Annotated in this window: 21 protein-coding genes; 5 read left to right on the plus strand and 16 right to left on the minus strand. The window is 42.1% G+C overall.

The window, feature by feature from the left end:
• Positions 1–4: 4 nt before the first annotated feature.
• From gabD to GUY17_RS16075, 10 genes are all read right to left on the minus strand, one after another.
• Complete coding sequence (gene gabD / locus GUY17_RS16030) at positions 5–1,453, minus strand: NADP-dependent succinate-semialdehyde dehydrogenase (RefSeq protein WP_162023719.1); 1,449 nt, start codon at positions 1,451–1,453, stop codon at positions 5–7.
• Between the two features lie 84 nt (positions 1,454–1,537).
• Complete coding sequence (locus GUY17_RS16035; protein WP_162023720.1) at positions 1,538–2,824, minus strand: FAD-binding oxidoreductase; 1,287 nt, start codon at positions 2,822–2,824, stop codon at positions 1,538–1,540.
• A 207-nt stretch (positions 2,825–3,031) separates the two neighbouring features.
• Positions 3,032–3,847 carry an ABC transporter permease subunit gene (locus GUY17_RS16040; RefSeq protein WP_101088810.1) on the minus strand — a complete coding sequence of 272 codons (816 nt, stop codon included), beginning with the start codon at positions 3,845–3,847 and terminating at the stop codon, positions 3,032–3,034.
• Positions 3,844–4,743: an ABC transporter permease subunit gene (locus tag GUY17_RS16045; protein ID WP_101088809.1), complete on the minus strand. Its 900-nt coding sequence runs from the start codon at positions 4,741–4,743 to the stop codon at positions 3,844–3,846. The genes GUY17_RS16040 and GUY17_RS16045 overlap by 4 nt, the downstream gene beginning before the upstream one ends.
• Positions 4,740–5,876, minus strand: a complete 1,137-nt coding sequence (gene potA / locus GUY17_RS16050; RefSeq protein ID WP_162023721.1) for a polyamine ABC transporter ATP-binding protein — start codon at positions 5,874–5,876, stop codon at positions 4,740–4,742. Before potA ends, GUY17_RS16045 begins: the two co-directional genes overlap by 4 nt.
• A gap of 160 nt (positions 5,877–6,036) precedes the next feature.
• A complete protein-coding gene (locus tag GUY17_RS16055; protein WP_101088807.1) occupies positions 6,037–7,137 on the minus strand; it encodes a polyamine ABC transporter substrate-binding protein in 1,101 nt (366 codons plus the stop codon).
• A 257-nt stretch (positions 7,138–7,394) separates the two neighbouring features.
• Positions 7,395–8,795, minus strand: coding sequence for an aspartate aminotransferase family protein (locus GUY17_RS16060; protein ID WP_208062785.1), 1,401 nt, complete (start codon positions 8,793–8,795; stop codon positions 7,395–7,397).
• A 97-nt stretch (positions 8,796–8,892) separates the two neighbouring features.
• On the minus strand, positions 8,893–10,248 hold the full coding sequence (locus GUY17_RS16065; RefSeq protein WP_162023722.1) for a glutamine synthetase family protein: 1,356 nt from the start codon (positions 10,246–10,248) through the stop codon (positions 8,893–8,895).
• Positions 10,249–10,250: 2 nt separating this feature from the next.
• Positions 10,251–11,015, minus strand: a complete 765-nt coding sequence (locus GUY17_RS16070; protein WP_101088805.1) for a gamma-glutamyl-gamma-aminobutyrate hydrolase family protein — start codon at positions 11,013–11,015, stop codon at positions 10,251–10,253.
• Between the two features lie 445 nt (positions 11,016–11,460).
• Complete coding sequence (locus GUY17_RS16075; protein ID WP_101088804.1) at positions 11,461–12,009, minus strand: cupin domain-containing protein; 549 nt, start codon at positions 12,007–12,009, stop codon at positions 11,461–11,463.
• A 233-nt stretch (positions 12,010–12,242) separates the two neighbouring features.
• On the opposite strand from GUY17_RS16075, the gene GUY17_RS16080 reads away from it, so the two are divergent.
• Positions 12,243–13,550, plus strand: coding sequence for an FAD-binding oxidoreductase (locus GUY17_RS16080; RefSeq protein WP_162023723.1), 1,308 nt, complete (start codon positions 12,243–12,245; stop codon positions 13,548–13,550).
• Positions 13,551–13,941: 391 nt separating this feature from the next.
• Here the strand turns inward: GUY17_RS16080 and GUY17_RS16085 are convergent, their stop codons facing one another.
• The 5 genes from GUY17_RS16085 to GUY17_RS16105 form a co-directional block, all read right to left on the minus strand.
• Positions 13,942–14,685, minus strand: coding sequence for an abortive infection system antitoxin AbiGi family protein (locus tag GUY17_RS16085; protein WP_162023724.1), 744 nt, complete (start codon positions 14,683–14,685; stop codon positions 13,942–13,944).
• 558 nt (positions 14,686–15,243) lie between these two features.
• Entirely contained in the window at positions 15,244–15,960 is a 717-nt protein-coding gene (locus GUY17_RS16090; RefSeq protein ID WP_162023725.1) for a hypothetical protein, read from the minus strand.
• Positions 15,961–16,850: 890 nt separating this feature from the next.
• Positions 16,851–17,684: a sulfurtransferase gene (locus tag GUY17_RS16095; protein WP_162023726.1), complete on the minus strand. Its 834-nt coding sequence runs from the start codon at positions 17,682–17,684 to the stop codon at positions 16,851–16,853.
• Between the two features lie 50 nt (positions 17,685–17,734).
• Positions 17,735–18,157, minus strand: a complete 423-nt coding sequence (locus tag GUY17_RS16100) for a VanZ family protein (protein ID WP_162023727.1) — start codon at positions 18,155–18,157, stop codon at positions 17,735–17,737.
• A 237-nt stretch (positions 18,158–18,394) separates the two neighbouring features.
• Positions 18,395–19,891 (minus strand): aldehyde dehydrogenase, encoded by a 1,497-nt coding sequence (locus tag GUY17_RS16105; protein ID WP_011638465.1) that lies wholly within the window; start codon positions 19,889–19,891, stop codon positions 18,395–18,397.
• 312 nt (positions 19,892–20,203) lie between these two features.
• On the opposite strand from GUY17_RS16105, the gene GUY17_RS16110 reads away from it, so the two are divergent.
• The 4 genes from GUY17_RS16110 (at position 20,204) to GUY17_RS16125 (ending at position 24,339) form a co-directional block, all read left to right on the plus strand.
• Positions 20,204–21,556 (plus strand): aspartate aminotransferase family protein, encoded by a 1,353-nt coding sequence (locus tag GUY17_RS16110; protein WP_162023728.1) that lies wholly within the window; start codon positions 20,204–20,206, stop codon positions 21,554–21,556.
• A 53-nt stretch (positions 21,557–21,609) separates the two neighbouring features.
• Positions 21,610–23,109, plus strand: a complete 1,500-nt coding sequence (locus tag GUY17_RS16115) for a CoA-acylating methylmalonate-semialdehyde dehydrogenase (protein ID WP_162023729.1) — start codon at positions 21,610–21,612, stop codon at positions 23,107–23,109.
• Positions 23,110–23,121: 12 nt separating this feature from the next.
• Complete coding sequence (locus tag GUY17_RS16120; RefSeq protein ID WP_011638468.1) at positions 23,122–23,496, plus strand: cupin domain-containing protein; 375 nt, start codon at positions 23,122–23,124, stop codon at positions 23,494–23,496.
• Positions 23,497–23,616: 120 nt separating this feature from the next.
• On the plus strand, positions 23,617–24,339 hold the full coding sequence (locus GUY17_RS16125) for a TorF family putative porin (RefSeq protein ID WP_162023730.1): 723 nt from the start codon (positions 23,617–23,619) through the stop codon (positions 24,337–24,339).
• 129 nt (positions 24,340–24,468) lie between these two features.
• Here the strand turns inward: GUY17_RS16125 and GUY17_RS16130 are convergent, their stop codons facing one another.
• On the minus strand, positions 24,469–24,648 hold the full coding sequence (locus GUY17_RS16130; protein WP_101088793.1) for a hypothetical protein: 180 nt from the start codon (positions 24,646–24,648) through the stop codon (positions 24,469–24,471).
• Positions 24,649–24,988: the final 340 nt, after the last annotated feature.

Here is a 24,988-nt window from a genome sequence, read left to right on the forward strand (position 1 = left end):
TCTCTTAAACTGACATGCAGATATATTTCATTTCAAGGTATTCTTCGATACCAAATTTTGAGCCTTCGCGGCCTAATCCAGACGATTTAATGCCACCAAATGGCGCGACTTCGGTCGAGATTAATCCGGTGTTAACGCCCACCATACCGTATTCAAGTGCTTCTGCTACTTTGTAAACCAGCGAAATATCACGGCCATAAAAGTAAGCGGCTAAGCCAAATTCAGTGTCATTAGCTTGTTTAATCACATCATCTACTGAGTCGAATTTGAATAGCGGTGCTAATGGGCCAAAAGTCTCTTCTTTGGCAACTAACATCGATTTATCAACGTCACGTAAAATAGTAGGTTCAAAGAAAAAGCCACCTAAGCTATGTGTTTTACCGCCAGTGACGATACTTGCGCCTTTAGCAACAGCATCGGCTAAATGACGCTGTACTTTAGTCACTGCATCAGCATTGATTAACGGGCCGATATTCACCCCTGTATCCACGCCATTACCGACGCTTAATTTAGCCACTGTTGCAGCAAATTTTTGCGTGAATTGCTCATACACCCCTGCTTGGACATAAATACGGTTGGCACACACACAGGTTTGACCGGCATTACGGTATTTAGCAATCATTGCGCCATCAACGGCGGCATCAATATCGGCATCATTAAAAACGATAAACGGTGCATTACCACCTAGCTCCAATGACAGTTTTTTAAGTGTTGGAGCGCATTGCTCCATTAACTTAATTCCTACCGCAGTTGAACCAGTAAAAGATAATTTACGCACAATAGGGCTTTCACATAAGGCATTACCAATCGCAATCGCATCACCAGTAATAACACTAAACACACCAGCAGGAATGCCCGCACGATGTGCAAGCTCAGCTAATGCTAATGCGGTAAATGGAGTTTGCGGCGCAGGCTTAACGACCATAGTACAACCGGCTGCTAGTGCAGGCCCGGCTTTACGGGTGATCATCGCAGCAGGGAAATTCCACGGGGTAATCGCCGCAGTCACGCCAACAGGTTGCTTAATAACAGTCAGTCTTTTATCTGCTTGATGACCAGGAATGGTATCACCATAGATACGCTTAGCTTCTTCGGCAAACCATTCGATAAACGAGGCAGCATAGGTTACTTCACCTCTTGATTCTGCCAGCGGTTTACCTTGCTCGGTCGTCATCATTAACGCTAGGTCTTCAGCATTTTCATGCATTAACTCAAACCAACGGCGTAACTTCTGGCTACGCTCTTTTGCAGTCAGCGCGCGCCATGCAGGTAAGGCATTATTGGCTGCTGTAATGGCTGCTTCGGTTTCTGCTTTGCCCATAACAGGCACATTACCGATGATTTCTTGGGTAGCAGGGTTAGCTATAGCAACCGTTTCGCCACTGTTAGCACCCACCCATAGGCCATCGATATAACATTGTTCATGCAATAAGCTTGGATCATTTAAAATCACAATGCGCTCCTACTAAATTCTAATAAAACTCAGTTAATCATTGATTAATCAATCATTAACAGCCAGCTGGTAATCAACTGATGGTTATATGCCAAACTTGTCACGTAACGTGTAATACCACGCACCTAAGGCACTAAACGGCACTCTAAGTGCATGCCCGCCAGGGAATGGATAATGCGGCAATGCGGCAAAGGCATCAAAACGTGTGGCTTGACCATTAAGCATTTCGGCAATTAACTTACCGGCTAAATGAGTATAGGTAACCCCATGACCACTACAGCCTTGTGAGTAATAAATATTATCGCCAATACGTCCCACTTGTGGCAGGCGCGATAACGTCATTAAAAAGTTACCCGTCCAAGCATAGTCAACTTTAATCCCTTTTAACTGCGGAAAGGTCTTTAATAGTTTAGGCATAATCAAGGCTTCAACGTTGGCCGGATCGCGAGCACCATAAACCACGCCACCACCAAAAATAAGGCGTTTATCGCCAGTAAGACGGTAATAATCTAATAAGTAGTTACAATCTTCAACGCAATAGTCTTGCGGTAGTAAACTTGCAGCCATTTCATCTGACAATGGTTCAGTGGTAATCACTTGAGTACCACAAGGCATGGATTTAGCTTGTAGCTCTGGCAGTAATTTACCTAAATAAGCATTACCAGCTACCACTACAAATTTACATTTAACCTGGCCTTGTGCTGTGTGCACAACCGGTGATGCGCCATCGTCCACTTTAATGACAGCTGAATCTTCAAAAATCAATCCACCAAGGGATTCCACCGCACGGGCTTCACCTAATGCAAGGTTTAGAGGATGAATATGGCCACCGCTTTTATCGAGTAAACCACCGACATATAAATCGGTATTAACCACTTTGCGAATGCCATCCTGGTCGAGTAACTCTAATTGATTGTTATGACCATGAGCTTCCCATAATGATTTTTGACTCTGTAAATGGCCCATTTGCTTGGCGTTCATGGCGGCAAAAACACCACCCTCTTTTAAGTCGCAATCAATGTTGTATTTGGCAATACGGTCACGAATAATCTGACCACCTTCGAACGCCATTTGACCAAAAAGTTTAGCTTGTTCTTTGCCGACAACGCCTTCGATAGAATCAATGTCACGACTAAAAGAATTGACAATTTGACCGCCGTTTCGACCTGATGCTCCCCAGCCAATTCTTGCCGCTTCAAGCACCACAACTTTCATGCCGCTTTCTAATAAATGTAACGCAGAAGACAAACCAGTATAGCCCGCGCCAATAACACAAACATCTGTTTCAATTGTAGATTCTAAGCGAGGACGTTCGACTTTATCATTAGCCGATGCAGCATAATATGAACTAGCATGAGGTGTGGCGGACATAGCACTTCCTTTATAGATTCAAAACGTAATTCAACTCACTCATCCTACACTTATGCAAATTTAAAAACTAGCATTAATCGCGTAATTTTTGACACTTTGTTGAATATATAAAACACCTGTGTCAGTAGAATATAGCAAATAGATTATCGAAAATAAAAAGCCACACTGACATCAGCGTGGCTTTTACATTGTGTTTATTAAGTATTGTTATTCCATCGCAATTTTAGCTTTTTTCTCTGCTCGGCGTGCAAAATACCAAGATAAGAAAGCCACTAAAGATACCGCTAAAATAATAATCGTCGCCAGCGCGTTAATCTTAGGTGAAACCCCTAAGCGTACTGACGAAAACACCACCATAGGCAAGGTTGTAGAACCAGGACCAGAGGTAAAGCTGGCAATCACTAAGTCATCTAACGACAAGCTAAATGATAACAACCAACCGGCAATAAGTGATGGCGCTATCATTGGTATGGTGATTAAAAAGAAGGTTTTTAATCGCGTTGCACCTAAGTCCATCGCCGCTTCTTCTATCGACAAATCCAGTTCACGCAGTCTTGACGATACCACTACCGCAACATAAGCAGCACAGAAAGTAGAGTGGGCAATCCATACCGTAAACATGCCGCGCTCAGTTGGCCAGCCAAAGGTTTCTGACATTTGTACAAATAACAGTAGCAACGACAAACCAGTGATAACTTCAGGCATAACCAAAGGTGCGGTGATCATGTTAGACAAGGTTAACTTAGCCCATGAGCGTCTAAAACGGGTCATCACAAACGCTGCCATCGTTCCAATAATCACTGCCATGGTGGAGCTATAAAAGGCAATGCGTAAACTGGTCCAGACTGCATTTAATATTTGCTGGTCCTCAAATAGCTCGCCATACCATTTAGGCGAAAATCCTCCCCACACGGTAACCAGTTTTGAGTCGTTAAATGAATAGATGACCAAAATAAGCATTGGCGCATATAAAAAGATTAACCCCACCCACAACATCACTTTAGAGAAACTTAACTTCTTCATACGTCGCTCTCCATGTTGCGTGACTGATAACGGTGGAACAAAGTAATTGGGACAATCAATAACGCTAGCATAACAATCGCTAATGATGAAGCTACCGGCCAGTCGCGGTTATTAAAGAACTCTTGCCACAACACCTTACCAATCATTAATGAGTCAGGACCACCCAGCAGTTCAGGGATAACAAACTCACCCACGGCAGGGATAAATACCAACATCGAGCCAGCGATTACACCGCCCATTGATAATGGCAGAGTAATTTTCCAGAAAGTATTGATACTGCTAGACCCTAAATCTGAAGCTGCTTCTAGTAAGCTTAAATCTAATTTAACAAGGGTGGCGTATAGCGGCAGAATCATAAACGGTAAGTAGGCATAAATAATACCAATGTATACTGCAAAATTAGTATTCAGCATTTGTATTGGTTCAGAAATAATACCTAACCAAGTCAAGGCGTTATTGATTAAACCGTTGTTACTTAAAATACCCATCCATGCGTATACCCGAATCAAAAAGGAGGTCCACGACGGCAACATCACCAGTAGCAGCAATACCGCCTGCATTCTTACTGGGGCGCGGGCAATGGCATAAGCCATCGGAAAACCAAGCACCAAACAGCCAAGTGTGGCAACAAAGGCCATTTTTAATGAGGTTAAGTACGCCATGTAATACATTGAATCTTGCAGCAACAATAAATAGTTACCCAGATTAACGAATATATTTAGCGCCTCATCAACATAATTAAACGTTGGCTCGTACGGTGGAATGGCAATCGCAGCAGTAGAAAAGCTCAGCTTTAATACTATGGCGAACGGTAAGGCGAAAAACAGTAACAACCATAGGTATGGAATCCCCATGGTGAGATGTCGGCCTTTGAATATTTTCAATGGATTCTTCATGAGTTTAATACAACCCCGCTGGTGTCTTCCCAACTGATGTAAACCTCATCTTCCCACGTTGGGTGATCGGCGCGGCGTTCACGGTTAATCATTGAGCATTGAACGATTTGGTTGTTTTTTAACTTAATGTAATACACCGACAAACCACCTAGGTAGGCGATGTCATGCACTACGCCGTGAGCCCAGTTATATTCACTTTCAGGCTTTTGGCGGGTAATAATGGTTTTTTCTGGTCGTAGGGCTAAAAATACATTTTTGTTTTCTAGACTGGTTGAAATACCGTGACCAATGTAAAACTGTTGCGATAAAGTTGGCGATTTAATAATTGCGTGGTCAACTTCATCTTTAATGATTTCACCTTCGAATAAGTTAACCGTACCAATAAACTCAGCAACCATACGGCTAGCTGGCGACTCGTAAATGTCCATTGGGCTGCCGGTTTGGGCAATCCAACCTTCATGCATAATCGAAATACGTCCGGCCATGGTCATGGCTTCTTCTTGGTCATGGGTTACCATCACGCAGGTAACACCTACCGCTTCTAAAATATCGACCACTTCTAACTGCATTTGAGTACGCAGCTTTTTATCTAATGCGCCCATTGGCTCATCAAGTAATAATAATTTAGGTCGCTTTGCTAATGAACGAGCTAAGGCGACACGCTGACGTTGACCACCCGATAACTGATGCGGTTTACGTTTACCGTATTTGTCCATGTGCACCAGTTTAAGCATTTCTTTAACCCGCACAGCAATATCAGCCTTAGGCATCTTGTCTTGCTTCAATCCAAAAGCAATATTTTGTTCAACCGTCATGTGCGGAAATAAAGCATACGATTGGAACATCATATTAATAGGGCGTTCGTACGGTGGCATATCAGTAATGTCGACACCATCAAGAAAAATACGCCCTTCAGTTGGCTTTTCAAAACCCGCGAGCATGCGTAACAAGGTTGATTTACCCGAACCTGAACCACCCAAAAGCGCAAATATTTCGCCACGGTTAATGGTTAACGAGACGTCGTCTACTGCACGCACATCATCGAAAAGTTTGCTGACACGCTCAATTTTGAGCAGCACTTTATCTTGCGTCTTTGTGGTTGGTTTATTAGTGACGCTCGAGGTGTTTACCATAATACTGCTCCGCCTTTTGGAGTATGCGTACCGCAACAGAACAGCCTGTTTCTGGGCACACGTAACAATCTGTTAAAGTGGCAAAATTAGCCAATAAATACATCAATACTGCTATAAAAACAGGGCGAGAGGGCTCGCCCTGAGTGCTAGTGAGGTTAGGTTATTGACCTGACTTCACTTTGGTCCATGCACGCGTTACTACACGTTGAATTTTTAATGGACGAATATCGCCAATGTACAACTTATCAATTACCGACTGTGGAGGGTAAATGGCTGGGTCATTACGAATCGCTTCGTCAACTAAGGCTTGTGCTGGAGCGTTAGGGTTAGCGTAAGCAACATAGTTACTGATAGGTGCAATCACTTCAGGGCGAAGTAAGTAGTTAATCAGTTTATGGGCGTTATCTACGTTAGTGGCATCTTGTGGGATGGCTAACATATCAAACCATAAGTTGGCGCCTTCTTTTGGAATAGAATAGCCAATCTTATTACCGTTACCGGCTTCATCAGCACGTGCAGCAGCCTGGAATACATCACCAGAGAAACCAAACGCGACACAGATATCGCCGTTAGCTAAGTCTGAAATGTAGCGCGATGAATGGAAGTAAGTGACGTAAGGACGTACTTTTTCCAACACTGCGGCGGCTTTTTCATAATCAGCAGCATTTTTACTGTTTGGATCTAAGCCTAAGTAAATCAGGGCTTGAGGTAACATGTCGTCGGCAGAATCAAGCATCGAGAAACCACATGAGCCAATTTTTTCAGCATACTTAGGGTTAAAGATAAGCTCTAAAGAATCAAATGGCGCATCTTCACCTAATACCGCTTTCACTTTTTCGATATTATATCCAATACCGTTAGTGCCCCATAAATACGGAATTGCGTGCTCATTGGCCGGATCAGCTTTTTGTAGCTGTTTCATTAAATCAGGCTTTAAGTTGGCATAATTAGTCAACTTAGCGCGATCAAGCTTTTGAAATGCACCCGCTTTAATTTGCTTAGCTAAAAAGTGATTAGACGGAACAACAATGTCATAACCGCTGTGGCCAGAAAGTAATTTCGCTTCAAGTACTTCATTACTGTCAAACACGTCATAAATAACATGAATACCGGTTTCTTTCTCAAAATTGGCTAAGGTATCTTCGGCAATATAATCCGACCAGTTGTACATTTTAACCACTTCCTGAGCCTGAATAGCAGTGCTTGAAAACACACCCGCAGTAATTAAGGCCAATGTGGATAGTTTGTTTAATAGCTTCATACTTTCTCCCTGTTGGATAATGGTCAGAATGGGACTGACATTTGTTTTTTTCGCTAGGTCTTACCAGCGTGTAAAATCTTCTTTCTAATGAAAGAAATTATCCAATGCTACAACTTAACTATGCATCGGTATGGTTAACGCGACATTACTTGTTTCCTTCAACGCGATTCTATCAAAAACACTTTCGATTACTAGATCGTGTAAATGCAATTGGTTAAAAAATCACTATATTGCAATAATCATTCAGTAACGGGACATCACTCCATGGTTTTTACGTGTTGATAAGTATCATTTAACGCTTGCGTCGCTTTCGCGACTAACTCGTCAATCTCACTATGACTAATGGTTAATGGCGGTGAAATAATCATGGTGTCGCCGACAGAACGCATCACCAAACCATGGGTGATACACGCATCGCGGCAATATGTTCCAACGCCGACGTTGGCATCAAATCGTTGTCGTAACGATTTATCTTTGACTAACTCTATAGCTGCAACTAACCCAACACCACGCACCTCACCCACTAATGGATGTTCGGCCAATTGCTGTAAGCACGACTGTAAATACGGCGAGGTATCGTTAGCCACACGTTCAACTAATTTTTCTTGTTCAATAATACGAATATTTTCTAATGCAGCTGCTGCGGCAACCGGATGACCAGAATAAGTAAAACCGTGGGTAAATTCGCCGCAGTCTTGCTTAATAACCTCGGCCACTTTGTCTGACACAATCACCCCACCCATTGGCACATAACCGGACGTCATGCCTTTGGCGATCGTGATAAGGTCTGGCTGCAAATCAAAATACTCAGCGGCAAACCACTTTCCGGTACGGCCAAAACCGCTGATCACTTCATCAAGAATAAATAAAATATCGTATTTGGCTAAAATGCGGTTTATTTCAGGCCAATACGTTGATGGAGGAATAATCACCCCACCTGCGCCTTGAAAAGGTTCGGCAATAAAAGCGGCAACATTGTCTTCGCCTAGCTCAATAATTTTGGCTTCCAGTGCTTGCGCAGTTTTCAAACCAAATTCTTCTGGGGATAAATCTTTACCTTCTGCATACCAATAAGGTTGCGCAATATGCACCACGCCAGGAATAGGTAAATCGCCTTGTTCATGCATGCCCGACATACCACCTAAACTGGCACCCGCGACAGTAGAACCATGGTAAGCATTAACCCGACTGATAATAGTTTTCTTGCTTGGTTTGCCTTTTAAATCCCAGTAACGTCGCACCATACGTAAGTTGGTGTCATTTGACTCAGAACCCGACCCGGTAAAAAACACATTGTTCATGTGCGCAGGGGCAAGAGAAGCAATTTTTTGTGCTAATTCAATCGCTGGAGGATGAGAGCATTGGAAAAAACTATTATAAAAGGGCAGCTTTTGCATTTGTTTGCTGACAGCATCCACAATTGACTGCCGACCATAGCCCACATTGACACACCATAAACCTGCCATGCCATCCAACAGTTTATGACCCATTACATCCCACAGATATACTCCATCAGCCCGTTCGATCACCCGAGTGCCCTTTTCAGCTAACCCCTTTGAATCGGTAAATGGGTGAATAAAATGCTGTTTGTCTGCTGTTTGCAGACGTTCAAGCTTTTGCTGCTGGATCATCGCATCTGTCGATAATGGTTTTGTCATACTTGTATCCTTTCAAACAGATAGCAAATCCGTTGGTATTTGCTATCTGCTGCTATCCACACACATTAATAATGTAAGCCAATACGCTCAGCCATCATTACACTGTTAGTAATAAGAACTCACGTTCCCACGAACTCACAACGCGTCTAAAGTTTTCAAGTTCAGCTTGTTTTACCGCCACAAAACCAGTGGTAAAAGATTGGCCTAAATACTCAATACAAGCATCACTGCTTTGCATCGCAACTAACGCTTCTTCTAAGGTCAAAGGTAAGCAGTTTTCGTTATTAGTACGGCTTTCGTTCGACTTTCCTGTCACAGGTGTAGAAGGTTTTAAGTCGTCAACCATACCGATATAACCACATAATAAGCTGGCAGCAATCGCAAGATAACAGTTAGCATCAGCACCCGGAATACGGTTTTCAATACGACGATTTTGTGGCGATGATTCAGGAATACGAAGACCACAAGTACGATTTTCCACGCCCCATTCCAAGTTTACTGGAGCAGAAGTGCCCGGTAAGAAGCGGCGGAACGAGTTAGCACTTGGCGCCATTAACGGTAACAATTCAGGAATGTACTGTTGTAAACCCGCAATATAGCTGAGGAATAATTTACTTTGAGTGCCATCTTCTTTAGTGAAAATGTTTTTACCGGTTTTAATGTCCAGTACGCTCTGGTGAATGTGCATCGCGCTGCCAGGTTCATCGGTAACAGGCTTAGCCATAAAGGTGGCACACACATCATGCTTTAATGCGGCTTCTTTTAAGGTGCGCTTAAAAATAAACACCTGATCGGCTAATGACAATGCATTACCGTGGCTGAAGTTAATCTCCATTTGTGCTGGACCGTCTTCATGAATCAAAGTATCAATATCTAACCCTTGGATTTCACACCAATCATACATATCTTCAAACAATGGATCGTATTCGTTAGCAGCATCGATAGAGAAAGACTGACGGCCTGCTTCTGGGCGGCCAGAGCGCCCAATAGGTGGCTTAAGCGGTAAATCATGATCATCTGAACGTTTGGTGAGGTAAAATTCCATTTCAGGAGCAATCACCGGTTCCCAACCTTTATCTTCATAAAGCTTAAGTACTTTCTTCAACACGTTACGCGGTGACAATTCAATTGGATTACCCATACGATCATAACAATCATGGATAACCTGAGCCGTGGCTTCAACGGTCCATGGCAACATAAATACTGCATTTTCGTCTGGAACACAGACAAAATCGATATCGGCATCATCGAGAAGTTGATAATAAATTTCTTCATCAATGAAATCACCGGTGACCGTTTGCAATAGCACGCTCTCTGGTAAACGCATGCCTTTTTCGGATACAAACTTATCTACTGGGGCAATTTTGCCTCGTGCAATTCCAGTCATATCACTGATAACACATTCTACTTCGGTAATTTTTTTGTCTTTTAAAAAAGCGATTAACTTATCCATTTTTATCTCACTTGTGTTGCCGCATGTTGTCTACAGGCTTGTCCGAATGCTTCGAAAATTGCAGTATAGAATGCATTTTCGGTTACTTTCCATTCTGGATGCCATTGGACTCCCAATGCAAAATTTTTAGCATTTTTAACAGAAAATGCTTCTACTAAACCGTCTGGAGCGAATGCTTCTGGCTGTAACCCCTCACCAAGACGTTCAACGCCTTGAGTATGAACAGAGTTAACCTCTGCGGTGTCACAGCCCCATGCATCGTGAAGAAGCCCGCCAGCAACCAGATTAACTGGATGCGAAATACCATATTGCACATCTAATGGGGCTTTCTTATCTTCACGATGCTCAATATACGTGCCAACTTCATGTAGCTTCTGATACAAACTGCCACCAAAAACAACGTTCATTTCTTGAAAACCACGACAAATACCTAATACAGGGATCCCTGCATCAATAGCGGCTTTTATCAGTGGTAAGGTTAATGCGTCACGCTTGGGATCATGATGGGTTCCATCATCACTAGCAGGACCTTGGTAATGATGAGGTTCAACATTCGATGGAGAACCTGTAAAAAGGATTCCGTCGAGACGAGCAAGAATAGCGTCAATAGGCGTATCTACGCCCAGTGATGGGATGACTAAGGGGAACCCTTTAGCGCCATTAACTACACTTAACAAGTATTTCTCACCCACAATGTTAAATGGATGAAGACCAATTTGCTGGTTGCACGCTACTACCCCTATGAGGGGAAGACCTGACAGAGACATATCTCACCTTTAGCAAAGAATGTGACGAACTTAATGTTTTACGTGTTCGTTTTTTCACACACTACACGGATTTTTTTAGCTAGGCAAGAGGATAACTGATGATAAAAACAACTTTTAACAAAAATAAATTAAAACACTTTAAAAACAAAATAGTAACTTTAAATTAACCGCAATGCATAAAAAAATATTCTAAGTAACTTTGATTAAATATCATAAAGAAATGCGCCAAAATGGGGAGGGCAATGCACGAAAAAAGGGAATTTGTTGCTTAATATTCTTTACACAAGCCAATAATCTCATGCTAGGAAGTAATACGACAAAGGCTAAAAGTGAGTTAGCAATTAGCTTTTTGAGAAGTAGGAATAGCAAGATTAATTGATAATCTTGGGCTATTCCCTTGAACAAACGTAGTAGATATAAGCAGAAAAAGTTGAATAATAAATCATTAAAAATCAGCTGGTGTTGTGGCGCTAGTTAGCTTGCAAGGTTCATCAAATGGGTTACGAAATCGATGAGGTTGTTCACTATTAAAATAGTAACTATCGCCTTTTTCGAGGATAAAAACCTCTTCGCCAACAGTAAGCTCAAGCTTACCTTCTATAATGATGCCACCTTCCTCACCCTTATGTTGCAGCATTTCAGCGCCTGTATCAGCATTGACAGGATATGTTTCACTCATTAGCGACATCGCACGGTTTGGGTAATCACGGCCAATAAGCTTATAGACTAATTCACCCGTACCTATATCCAGCAACTCATTACCCCGATAAACCACTTTTTGGTCACCGATAGAGCCATCATCAATAGAGAAAAAATCCACTAATGACATCGGGATCCCGGCTAAAACCTTTTTAAGTGAACTCACCGAAGGGCTAACACTGTTTTTCTCAATCATTGAAATTGTACTGTTGGTAACCCCTGCACGCTTGGCTAACTCACGCTGAGATAACCCTTTCAATTTACGAACAGCTTTTAGGCTTGTACCAATATCCAAATTCGTTCTCCTAGTAAATGTTGACCAATATCCTGCTGCTAAAGTGTTGCAGATTATTAACACTTTACCAAAAATCTGTATTCATTAAGCATGATATCTTACTTAAATCAAAGCAATTGTATTTTACACCAAATAAGTGTTAAATAAAATGCACACCGCAGATGGCTTAGATTGCATCTAACTATTCATTTAAAAGTTATTATTACAACTATAATCAATAGCTTGGAGAATTTATGTCGCATAAATCCCCGATTCATAGCCAACACTACCCAGACTCCTTTTATGTCGCGACCGCCAAAGAGCTTTATCAGCACCCCAAGCTAACCGAAAACATTACTGTCGATGTGTGTATTGTCGGCGGTGGATTTAGCGGGATCAATACTGCAATTGAACTCAGACAACGCGGCTACAGTGTCGCATTGCTCGAAGCCAAACGGATTGGTTGGGGCGCATCTGGCCGAAATGGTGGTGAACTTATCCGTGGGATCGGTCATGACGCTAGCCAATTTCGAAATGAAATTGGTGACGAAGGTGTAAAATCTATTCAACAAATGGGTTTTGAAGCCGTTGATATTGTCACCGAGCGCATTGCCGAGCACAAAATCGATTGCGACTTACACATGGGTTATTGTGATTTAGCCGTAAAGCCACGGCACATGGATGATTTAGCGGCAGAATACCAAGATCTTCAAGACCAAGGTTATCAAAAAACAATCAAGCTGCTTGATCGTTCACAAATTGGTGAAGTTATCGGTTCAGACTTTTATCAAGGCGCCTTGGTCGATATGGGCAGCGGACATTTGCACCCACTTAATTTAGCCCTAGGCGAAGCGCGTGTCGCCCGCGAACTTGGTGCACAATTATTTGAATACAGCGCCGCAGAAAAAATTATTAAAGGCACTAAACCCAAAGTCATTACCGCTGAAGGCGAAGTAACTTGTGACTATCTAGTCATGGCCGGTAATGGTTATATCGGTAACAAATTAAGCCCTTTCCTTGGTGGAAAAGTGTTGCCAACAGGCACCTATTTATTAGCCACTGAGCCATTAACCGAGCAACAATGTGCCAGTATCATCCCGCAAAACATGGCATTTGCCGATATGCGCGTGGCGTTAGACTACTTCCATTTATCAGCAGACCGTCGTTTATTGTTTGGTGGTTTATGCACTTATTCTGGTAAAGACCCAAAAGACATTGAAGCCGAATTAAGACCTAATCTTGAAAAAGTCTTCCCACAATTAAAAGGTATCAAAATTGATTATGAATGGGGCGGAATGATGGGCATCGGCGCCAATCGCATGCCGCAAATAGGCCGTTTACCTGACGCCGCCAACATCTACTTTGCTCAAGCTTATGCCGGACACGGGGTAAACGCTACGCATATGGCAGCAAGATTAATTGCTGAAGCCATTAGCCAGCAATCACAACGTATTGATGTGTTTAATGACATTAAACACATGACCTTCCCAGGCGGACCCATGTTGCGATCACCATTGCTTGCAGCTGGAATGTTTTATCATAGGATGAAGGATTTGCTATAGGTTGATGGATTTGCTGCGGGTTGGCAAAAGGGTCAACCTTTGTTCTTTTTATGGCCTGCGGCCACTAACGTCGTGGCGCTTCACCCACACCAGACCAAGAGGAAACCAACGGCTGTTCCCTCTTGGAACTCCCAGCCGCCCCGCAACATTTTCAAACAGCGAAAAGGTCGCCATGGGGATTAATCCAGCTTTGAACTTCATTTTAGTGTTCTTCGGCCTTATTCGAAAATGCTAACGCTTCAGATGGGGCGTCCCTTCCCCTCCAAAGCTAGCCAAACATCCATGTCTGGACTCACGCCATTTTCTTCAACGGCCTCTGCACAATGTGGACTGAGACTGAATTCAAAAACCAAGTACGATAAGGCATTAAAAAATAACGACCTTTAATCGATCACATATCGCGACTGATTGTTTCTATAGATATTACCCTAGATATTAAAATTTTTATTTCAGCACTAGTGTAATGATCTAATTCAGTCTGGATAAAATTTATTAAATCTGGAATATCAGAATCAGAATCTACAAACAGATATTTTATATCCGTTGGGGACACTTTGAGGCTGTATGTCTCTTTAGATAACTTATTTTGTAAATCCAGTATGTTATTATTTTGGAAGTGTTTCTCATAGAGAAAAGCATTAATTTTTAAATCAGAATATTTTCCATTTACAGCAAATCGCCACTCATTTTCTTGATAAAAGTCCTTTAAAATAAATTTCCCATGAACAAACATTCTACCTTCAATAGGCTTAATATGAGTCATTAGATTATTAATATCGTCAGATGCGTCTTTATAAAAACCTTCATCAACCAAGTTTTTTCCAAACAATTTTTTTATTGATAAATGTTGGGGACTACCTTCATTTATATAAATTACTGGTGATAGATTATGTGATAAGGCCCAACTTTTAGTAACACCGATTCCAAAACGTCCATAAAAATCAACATGCTCATCTACTCTAGAAAGAGGTATATCGCAAAAACAAACAATTGGATAAGCGGATTGGCTCTCATTACCGCTATACCACCTTACATCTTCAAGACAATATCTCGGCCAAAATCCATTTTTTAAAATATCTTTCAGAAAGTCTACATTTTTTGTGAAATGAAACAGTGTGTGAGATTTAGGCTGCACGATTTTATCCTTAACTTTAGCGGCTAACGCTTATTAAATAGCTCACTTAAAAAAATGAACATAAACCATTTGTTAACATAACTTTATCCTATCTGTCACCTTGTAATAAAGCAATTAAGCTACTCTGACACACAATTTATTAAGTTCATTTTATAAAATTTTTTAACATGTAAAAGTAAATTCTATGACTTGTAACTATCAGGTTCAAATACATTAAAGACGTTGAAGAAAATAGTATGAGTCCTGAGATCGATGCTAGGCTATCTTTCGAGGGGAAGAGATGCATTTGAAGCGTAGCATTTTCAATCTTTATTAATAAGATGGGCCGAAGATGGTTAAATACGCGGCCAGAGACTGGATCAATTTCCGTCGCAATTTTTTTCGCTGCTGTTGTTTGGTTAAATAGCGAAAATGTTGCCGGAACGGCAGGGGCCAATTCTTTAATAAAGAATAAAAAGGGGGTTGCTGTTGACCCCCTTTTGGCCTGTGCAGGCTGGAACCTTGCGATCTTAAGCGTTAGTGGCCGTAGGCCATCGCTTAAAAGACAAGCTAACTTAATTACAATTGCTGCAACCTTTGTGCATGCTGCATCAGTAAAGTGTCTAATACTTCAGGGCTTAAGCTAAATATTTGTACAATTTCTTCGCCGGTTTTAGAAACTGTTGCTTGCTTGTCTTCAAAAGTAATATGTAAACCTAACGCCTTTAACGTCTGTGGATCATAACTATATAATGGCGTGTTTCGTTTATCATTTAAGCCTGGCATCATCCCCAATACAGTGACAGCTTGATTAACCTTAACCTTATCAAAAAAGATGCGCTCGGCTTCTGCCCAGCGTGTGACATATTCTTTCATGCCTTCTAAGTGCAAAGGAATACTTTCTGGGTCATATAAAAGTGGTTGTAACGCCCCACCATGCCAACCTAATAAAGCATCTTGTTTTATCGTCACGTTATCACTGGCTGTTACAATATAATTGGCACAAGATGACGCACAGACTTTGTCTACTAAGACCTTTAATTTGTGCTGATATACCAACTCACCTAATCGTATGCCAGCAAACACATCGCCCCCGCCACTGGTAATAACCAATGAGGTTATTTGAGTTGAACTATTTGCTATGCTTTGTTCAAAGGCGGCAACATTATCTGGATCAATTTCACCGCTATAATTAATGACAGAGGGCAATAAGGGGTCGATAACAAGACTAAAAGAGGGTTGTTTACTTGCGCAACCAGTTAAGGTTAGCAGCATGGCTAGCAGTAGATAATACATTCATATTCCATCATGATGTTGAGTTCGCAAAAAATTAGCATAACAAGCTCATTATTCACAAGTAAATAATGTAACGCCCTCGATAATATTGATTAATCAGACTCTAACTGAACATTATCGCCAGAGACTTATCATTGCAGGTCGTTGGACTATATAGCTTTAAGATTATTTTGCTACTTTAACCATCCGGTTTCAGCTTGATTGAGGACGTTGAGGACTCTTTATAAAAGAATGCGTGAGCCTGACATGGCCTTTCTCGCACATCTGACCTATATGGATATTGGAAATGTCATAATGATGTAGGGAACATCATTGACCATGCCATCACGACATTTGTGAATCCATTCACATCAGACTCCCTATGTGAAGCGTTAGCATTTTCATTCTTTATCATAAAGAGTTGGCCGAAGAACACTCAGACGAAGTTAAAAGCTGGGAATTTAATTGGGTCCGCATAAACTTTTATAAAAAGATAAGTTTTAAGCCACTTTTGTGTCCGAAACGAATTAGTCATGCCCAAATTCAACTCTGAACTTGAGGCCGTTGAAGACTCTTTATAAAAGAATGCGTGAGCCTGACAGGACGTCAGGCTAGCTTTCGGTGGCCATGGATGGCCTATCGGAAGCGTTAGCATTTTCGAATAAGGCTGAAGAACACTAAGATGAAGTTAAAAGCTGGATCTGACCACGTCGCGAAATTATCGCTTTTCAGATGATTTTGATGTGGCGGCTGGGAGATCCAAGAGGGAACAGCCGTTGGTTTCCTCTTGGTCTGGTGTGAGTGAAGCGCCACGACGTTAGTGGCCGTAGGCCATAATCTAATAGCCCGTGCAGGGTGGAACCTTGCGATCTTAAGCGTTAGTGGCCACAGGCCATAAAAAATTAAGCCTATTATTCAATAGGAAGCGCAGCATCGCCGCCCCAAACTGCCCAAGAACCATCATATAAAGCTGCTTGATGATGCCCTGCTACATATGAAGCCAGAATCAAAATACAGGCGGTAATTCCTGAACCACAGCTAAACACCCGTTGAGCATTATTACTGGTATCTAAGGTGGCGAAAATTGTATGCAATTCACGGATAGATTTCATTTTAAAACCGTTTAATACCTGTGCAAAAGGCAAGTTGAGTGAACCGGGTATATGACCACTGCGCATGCCAACACGAGGTTCTGGTGACGTACCGTTAAACCGCCCTGCTGCTCGCGCATCAATAATATCAACTTTTGCATGACCAAGATGGGTTAACACAAACTCAGTGTCACACACCTTATATTGCTGCAAGCGGCCTTTAATATCACCAGAGTCAGTTGCTGTCGCAAACTGACGCACTGTGTCTCGCCCTTCACTGCGCCACTGTGGTAAACCGCCATCGAGTACAAATACCTTATCAAATCCCATTGCTTTAAAGGTCCACCACGCACGCGGTGCAGAATAAATGCCTTGGTCATCGTAAATAACTACGGTGCTATTATGGCTTATTCCTAATGATTTAGTTGCAACAGTAAATTGATCTTCCGTGGGCATAGCGTGAGTTTGTGGAGATTGATGATTGAAAAAAAGTTTATCTATTTGGCACGATAATGCACCAGGAATAACGTAAAGCTCATCATAAACAAGTGGTTCTTTTCCCAGCACAATGTCTATGCTGGCATCTAGTAATACAAGGTCTGGGTCTTCTAAGTGTTGCGCTAACCAATCGGTGGTCACTAAAGGAAAATTCACATTAAACCTCTCTTACAATTGATGGCAAATATTGATTGAAAATATTGATGCTAACTCACACGAGTACTCTCATGATGATTGTCTATATAACGCTGAGTTAACCCACTTAAATAACTGAATAAAATTATACCTACAGCATCGGCAACTAAATCGATGATGTCTAATGTTCTTGATGGGATAAAACCCTGGCTGATTTCTTCACTCAGGACGAATATCGACACTAACACAGTGCCGTAATAAAGCGGAAGACGCCCGATACAAAAATGACGACTCTGCAGCGCTAAATTGGCCACAAAAGTTAATAACCCGAATAACAACATGTGACAAATCTTGTCACCATAGGGAACATGTTTTATTACGTCGAAAAACACACTTTGACTGCCAGTATTGGCGAGGTAAATAATCCACAAAATAAAACTAAAAAAGCCACCAGCAACAATAATAGCTAAACGAGAGAAGCTCTTATGGGTCATCTGTATTCATCCGTGTATGACATGTTGAGGTAAATAATGCCTTTGAGTCTACAACGAATAGTTAGCATTTTAGCGTTAATTTTGCTTAACCTCCGCTCGCATTAAGGCCTCAGCAATATAGATGCACTTGTTAAACAAAATTTGAGTCATTGCTATGAGTTGTCCAGCGCTAATATGACCAATAAAAAAGCCCTTTATTGCTAAAGGGCTTGCTATTAATCTACATTAAAATGCCTGTTATAGGGCTATCCAAGTTGCTTTGATTTCGGTGTACTTATCAAACGCATGTAATGATTTATCTCGGCCATTACCTGACTGTTTATAACCACCAAACGGTGCAGTCATGTCGCCACCATCATAATGGTTAATCCATACCATACCGCTGCGCAGCGCTTTGGCTGTTTTGTGAGCTTTGCTTAAGTTTGATGTCCACACACCTGCCGCTAAACCATACATAGTGTCGTTGGCAATCTTGACGGCTTGTTCCATGCCATCAAACTCGATAACTGATAACACAGGGCCAAAAATCTCTTCGCTGGCAATGGTCATGTCATTTCTAACATTACTAAAAATGGTTGGTTGCACGTACATGCCGCCGGTTTCTGCCATCACTTGTTTACCACCATCAACTAAGGTAGCACCTTGCTCGCTACCGGCCTTGATGTAATTAAGCACGTTGGTCAGTTGCTGTTGATCGACCATTGCGCCGCAGGTTGTTTTAGGATCAAGTGGATGCCCAGGTTGCCACCCTTGCATTTCTTCAACAATAAGCTTGATTAACTCATCTTTTACCCCTGACTCAACCAATAAACGAGAACCCGCAGTGCACACTTCGCCTTGGTTAAAAGCAATGGCGACTGCGGCGGCTTCTGCAGCGGCTTTTAAATCTGGTGCGTCATTAAACACAATATTAGGGCTCTTACCGCCCGCTTCTAACCACACGCGCTTCATGTTCGACTCGCCTGCGTAAATCATTAACTGCTTAGCAATTTTAGTTGAACCAGTGAATACTAAAGTATCGACATCCATGTGCAGTGCCAACGCTTTACCAACTGTATGACCATAGCCTGGTAATACGTTTAATACCCCTGCCGGAATACCCGCTTCTATCGCTAATTGCGCCATGCGAATAGCCGTAAGTGGTGATTTTTCAGATGGCTTTAAAATCACACTATTACCCGTGGCGAGTGAAGGCCCAAGCTTCCAACATGCCATAATCATTGGGAAATTCCATGGCACAATGGCTGCAACCACACCTACGGGTTCGCGAGTGATCATGCCTATTTCATTATGAGCAGTGGGAGCAATTTCATCATAAATTTTATCTATCGCTTCACCATACCAACGTATAGCACGAGCGGCACCGACCACATCAACACCTTTGGAATGCTGAATCGGCTTACCCATATCAAGCGTTTCAAGTAACGCCAATTCATCGGCATTTTCTTCGAGTAAATCAGCAAACTTAATCATGACTTGCTTGCGCTTTACTGGCGGTAACATTGACCAAGTACCCGCTTCAAACACTTCACGCGCGTTCGCTACAGCAAGGTTAGCATCGGCTAAATCACAACTAGCCACTTTAGCTAATACTTGGCCATCAATAGGGCTGATACAGTCAAATGTGTCACCAGAAGCGGCACCTTGATATTGACCATTAATGAAAGCTTGCCCAGTGATTTTTAGACTTGCTGCTAGTGCTTCCCAATCGCTACGACTTGTTGGAGTACTCATTGTGACCTCGAAATAATAAATGGATTGATAAGCACCAAACTGCGCTAAAAAGCAGGTGCTAAACCTAAAATTTGTGTCACATAAAATGGATTATCGACACAATAACCTTGATGAATATTGTCACCTGATTATGCTCAACAGCAAGATATTTTCAATATATTTTACAAAATAGGCACATTTAGTTTAAATAAATGCACAAAACACTTTAACGTTCATTATTTTTGACATAGCATAGCGAATATTCGTCACTCATTATTTAATCAATTTGAGATGAATCCCTAGTAATTGTAGCTATCAATGTAGAGTCAATTTATGAGCGAATATCAGCAAAATGGAACTGGCGATTCATCGCAAACATTGCCGAACATGGCACATTTTTGGATGCCGTTTACTGCCAATAAGCAATTTAAGACTAATCCTAGGCTTTTGGTTTCGGCACAAGGAATGTATTACACCGATATTGAAGGCAATAAAGTACTCGATGCTACTGCCGGTTTATGGTGTTGCAATGCTGGCCACGGCCGCCAAGAAATTTCCCAAGCGGTAAGCAAACAAATTAGCCAAATGGATTATGCACCGTCTTTTCAAATGGGCCATCCGCTCGCCTTTGAATTAGCGCATAAACTCAGTCAGCTGAGCCCTGACGGATTGGATAAGGTGTTTTTTACCAATTCCGGTTCAGAATCGGTAGATACCGCCCTAAAAATGGCGCTTTGTTATCATCGCGCTAATGGTCAAGCCACGCGTACTCGGTTTATCGGCCGCGAGCTTGGTTATCATGGTGTCGGTTTTGGCGGGATTTCAGTCGGTGGGATCAGTAATAATCGCAAAACCTTTAGTCAGCAATTACTCCAGGGGATCGATCACCTGCCTCATACACTCGATATTGCCAATAATGCCTTTAGCCACGGTTTACCGCCACACGGTTTGGATAAAGCCGAAGTGCTTGAGCAACTGATTGCCTTACATGGCGCCGAGAACATTGCCGCGGTCATTGTTGAGCCTATGTCTGGTTCTGCTGGGGTTATTTTACCGCCAGATGGGTACTTAACGCGGTTACGCGAAATCACCCAAAAGCACGGCATTTTATTAATATTCGATGAAGTGATCACCGGCTTTGGCCGAGTCGGTGCCGCCTTTGCCAGCGAGCGCTGGCAAGTTACCCCAGACATGATCACCACAGCCAAAGCCATTAATAATGGTGCAATTCCAATGGGGGCGGTATTTGTTAGCAATACCATTCACGACACCTGCATGCATGGCCCTGATGAATTAATAGAGTTTTTCCATGGTTATACCTATTCCGGTCATCCGGTCGCGGCAGCCTCAGCACTTGCGACCTTATCCATATATGAAGATGAGCAATTATTTGAACGCGCAAAAGGGCTTGAGTCTTATTTCGAGCAAGCGGTTCACAGCCTTAAAGGTTTACCAAACGTCATTGATATTCGTAATACCGGTTTAGTTGCAGGTATTCAATTAGCACCAAGTGATAAAGGCGTGGGTAAACGAGGTTATGACATTTTTGATCATTGCTTTAGGCATGGCGCGTTAGTACGGGCAACGGCTGACATTATTGCAATATCTCCGCCACTTATAGTGGAAAAGTCACAAATCGACGACATGGTTAATTACATTACCGATGCAATTAACACTGTTGGTTAACGCTGTTAGTTAATATTTTCTGAATACATATTTTGCTTAAAAGGATCCCGTTCATGCTTAACATCACTCATTTTGTCGATGGGCAACACACTCCAGCCAGTCAACGTAATCAAACCATCTATGATCCTGCTACGGGGGAAACTCGTGGCCAAGTATCACTGGCGAGTCACGATGAAGTAAGCTTGGCGGTAACGGTTGCCAAAAATGCCTATCAGACTTGGTCGCAAGTGACGCCACTTAATCGTGCTCGGGTATTATTTAAGTTTAAAGCGTTAGTAGAGCAAAATATTGATAAATTGGCCCAACTCATCACTCTTGAACATGGCAAAGTGTTGGATGATGCTAAAGGTGAAATTACCCGAGGGCTTGAAGTTGTTGAGTTTGCTTGCGGCATTCCGCATTTACTCAAAGGTGAACATACTCAACAAGTGGGTGGTGGCGTTGACTCATGGTCTGTTAACCAATCGTTGGGTGTCGTCGCCGGTATTTCACCGTTTAACTTTCCTGTTATGGTGCCAATGTGGATGTTCCCTATCGCAATAGCCTGCGGTAATACCTTTATCATGAAGCCGTCTGAAAAAGACCCCAGTGCAGTAATGTTTATTGCCGAATTACTGACACAAGCAGGCCTGCCAAATGGCGTGTTTAACGTGATTAATGGCGATAAAGAAGCCGTTGATGCTTTATTAACTCATCCCGATGTTCACGCGATTAGTTTTGTTGGCTCAACCCCGATTGCCGAATACATTTACAGCACCGCCTCTGCCCACGGTAAACGAGTGCAAGCATTGGGCGGGGCTAAAAATCACATGTTATTAATGCCAGATGCTGACTTAGATCAAGCGGTCAATGCATTAATGGGTGCAGCATATGGTAGTGCAGGTGAACGCTGTATGGCTATTTCGGTGGTACTCGCGGTCGGCGATGTGGGCGACAAATTAGTCGAGGCATTATTACCGCAAATTAGTGCCTTAAAAATTGGCAGCGGTATTACCCCTGAAATGGACATGGGACCGTTAATTTCGGCCCAGCATTTAGCTAAAGTACGCGATTATGTCGAAGCGGGTGTTAAGGAAGGTGCAACATTAGTCGTTGATGGCCGAGACATCAGTATTCAAGACCACCAGCAAGGTTACTTTTTAGGTGCGTGCTTATTTGACCATGTCACGCCAACGATGAGCATTTACCAACAGGAAATTTTTGGTCCTGTGTTAGCCATCGTCCGCGTCGATAACTATGCCGATGCATTGACGCTGATTAACCAACACGAATTTGGTAATGGCACCGCTATTTTTACTCAAAGTGGCCAAGTAGCTCGTCACTTTTGTCACCATGTTGAAGTGGGCATGGTCGGCGTTAATGTGCCGATTCCGGTGCCGATGGCATTTCATAGCTTTGGCGGTTGGAAACGATCGCTATTTGGGCCGCTGCACATGCACGGACCTGATGGCGTTCGTTTTTATACCAAGCGCAAAGCCATTACCGCTCGCTGGCCACAAGCTAAAACCGACACTAATGAACCTTCGGCATTTATTATGCCGACCATGAAATAAGTGAAGCCAACGATGAAGCATATTAACGATATTACGCTTTTTAGTAGTCAATCAACTGCGGTTGAGTCGTATCACTTAACGGATGAAAAACTGCTTACTGGTGATCCACTGCAGTCAGTGCAAAACCATTTCGAAAGCCCGTGCAAGCAGTTTAATGTTGGTGTTTGGCAAAGTGAACCGGGCAGTTGGAATATCAATTATAGCGAATATGAGTATTGCGATATTCTCGAAGGCTGTAGCATTATCACCGACAGCCAAGGCAAAAGCTTAACCGTCAATGCTGGTGATAAATTTGTTATTCCTGCTGGCTTTACCGGCACATGGGAAGTCGTCAATCATTGTAAAAAAATCTACGTTATGTTTGAACAACAGCTTGAACAAACATAGTGTTTAACCGCCATGCGGTACAGACTAAATCGTTACGGTTTTAGGTCTGATAAGTGGCATTCGCAGCCGTTGTGTACCTAAATACCAACAACTGTATTTTATGTAAATGGAGATAATATCGTGTCGAACACATTAAAAAGAACGCGAATTGCACTGTTAACTGGATTAACATTATCAGCTACCCTACTGGCTCCACTCGCTACGGCAGAAGTCTCTGGTGCAATCACTGTAACCAACGACTACCGCTTCCGAGGTGTGTCACAAAGTGCAGCAGATCCCGCACTACAAGGTAATATTGACTGGAGCCATGATAGCGGATTTTTCGTCGGTGCTTGGGCAAGTACCATTGATTTTGATGAGCCTGAATACAATGGCCCAGATGTAGAGATTGATTTGTATGCTGGTTATTACGGTGAAATTAACGATGACACTAGTTATGACTTAACCTTGTACCGTTATAACTACCCTGGAGAAAGTGATTTAGACTATCTAGAAGTCAGCGCAGGTATCGACTTTAGTGGTTTTAGAGCCGCTTACTGGTTTACTAATGATTATGGTGGCAGCGATCTTGACCTACATTACACCGAAATCAATTATGGCTGGGAGTTTGCTGAAAACTGGAGCCTAGATTTGCATTATGGTTACAATTTTGGCGACGCCATTGATGACGGAGAAGGCTTTGACAGCTATTCAGACTACTCTATTGGTGTATCAACAGAAGTGTCAGGTTTTGGCATCTCGGTTGCGTATTTAGACACCGACATTGATGGTGATAATGAAGTAAGTTCTGATCTATATAAAAACACCGGTACTTTATTAGCGAGCGTTAGTTACGCGTTCTAAGCCGAGTGAGTTAATCAGTACCCATGATTACAAGTCAGTCTTAAAAACAAAAAAACCGCCAATGGCGGTTTTTTTATGACTAATATTTAACGAAAAACAGTAGCGATACAACAAAAGAAAAAACGGAAATTACTTAGTATTCAAACCTGTTAGCGGCTGCCCTAGGGCTTGTTTTTTAACGCATTGCCAACCATCAGCAAGATTTTGTAATTGCTCGTTTCGTTGCGGAAACTGGCTGGCTAAATTACGCATCAGTGATGATTGAATCTCACAAATTTCGGCCCAACGATCAGCATTAGATAATGGCATTTTTCAATCCTTAAATAAGTTGTACATCCGTTTACATGCGTTCATGTATGTACATTAATGTAGCACAGCCCACTTTTTTAGAAAGCTATATTTACACCGTAAATCAGCTTAAAAAAACGCCACACACATACCAATTAAGCTTTTAGCTGATTTAAAAGAAATTTTGTTTCATAAAAAAGAAACACGCATTCAATTAATATGAGTCAAACAATGAACTGCTAATCTAAAGCACTTATATGAAAAAATGATATGACAACATTTGATGGATTCATAAATGAGGTTTTATTGATGCGATATAATTTAGATCTTGCGCATAGATTTCAATAAAATAGCATTGCAT

Source organism: Shewanella sp. Arc9-LZ (genome assembly GCF_010092445.1).
Classification (GTDB): Bacteria; Pseudomonadota; Gammaproteobacteria; order Enterobacterales; family Shewanellaceae; genus Shewanella.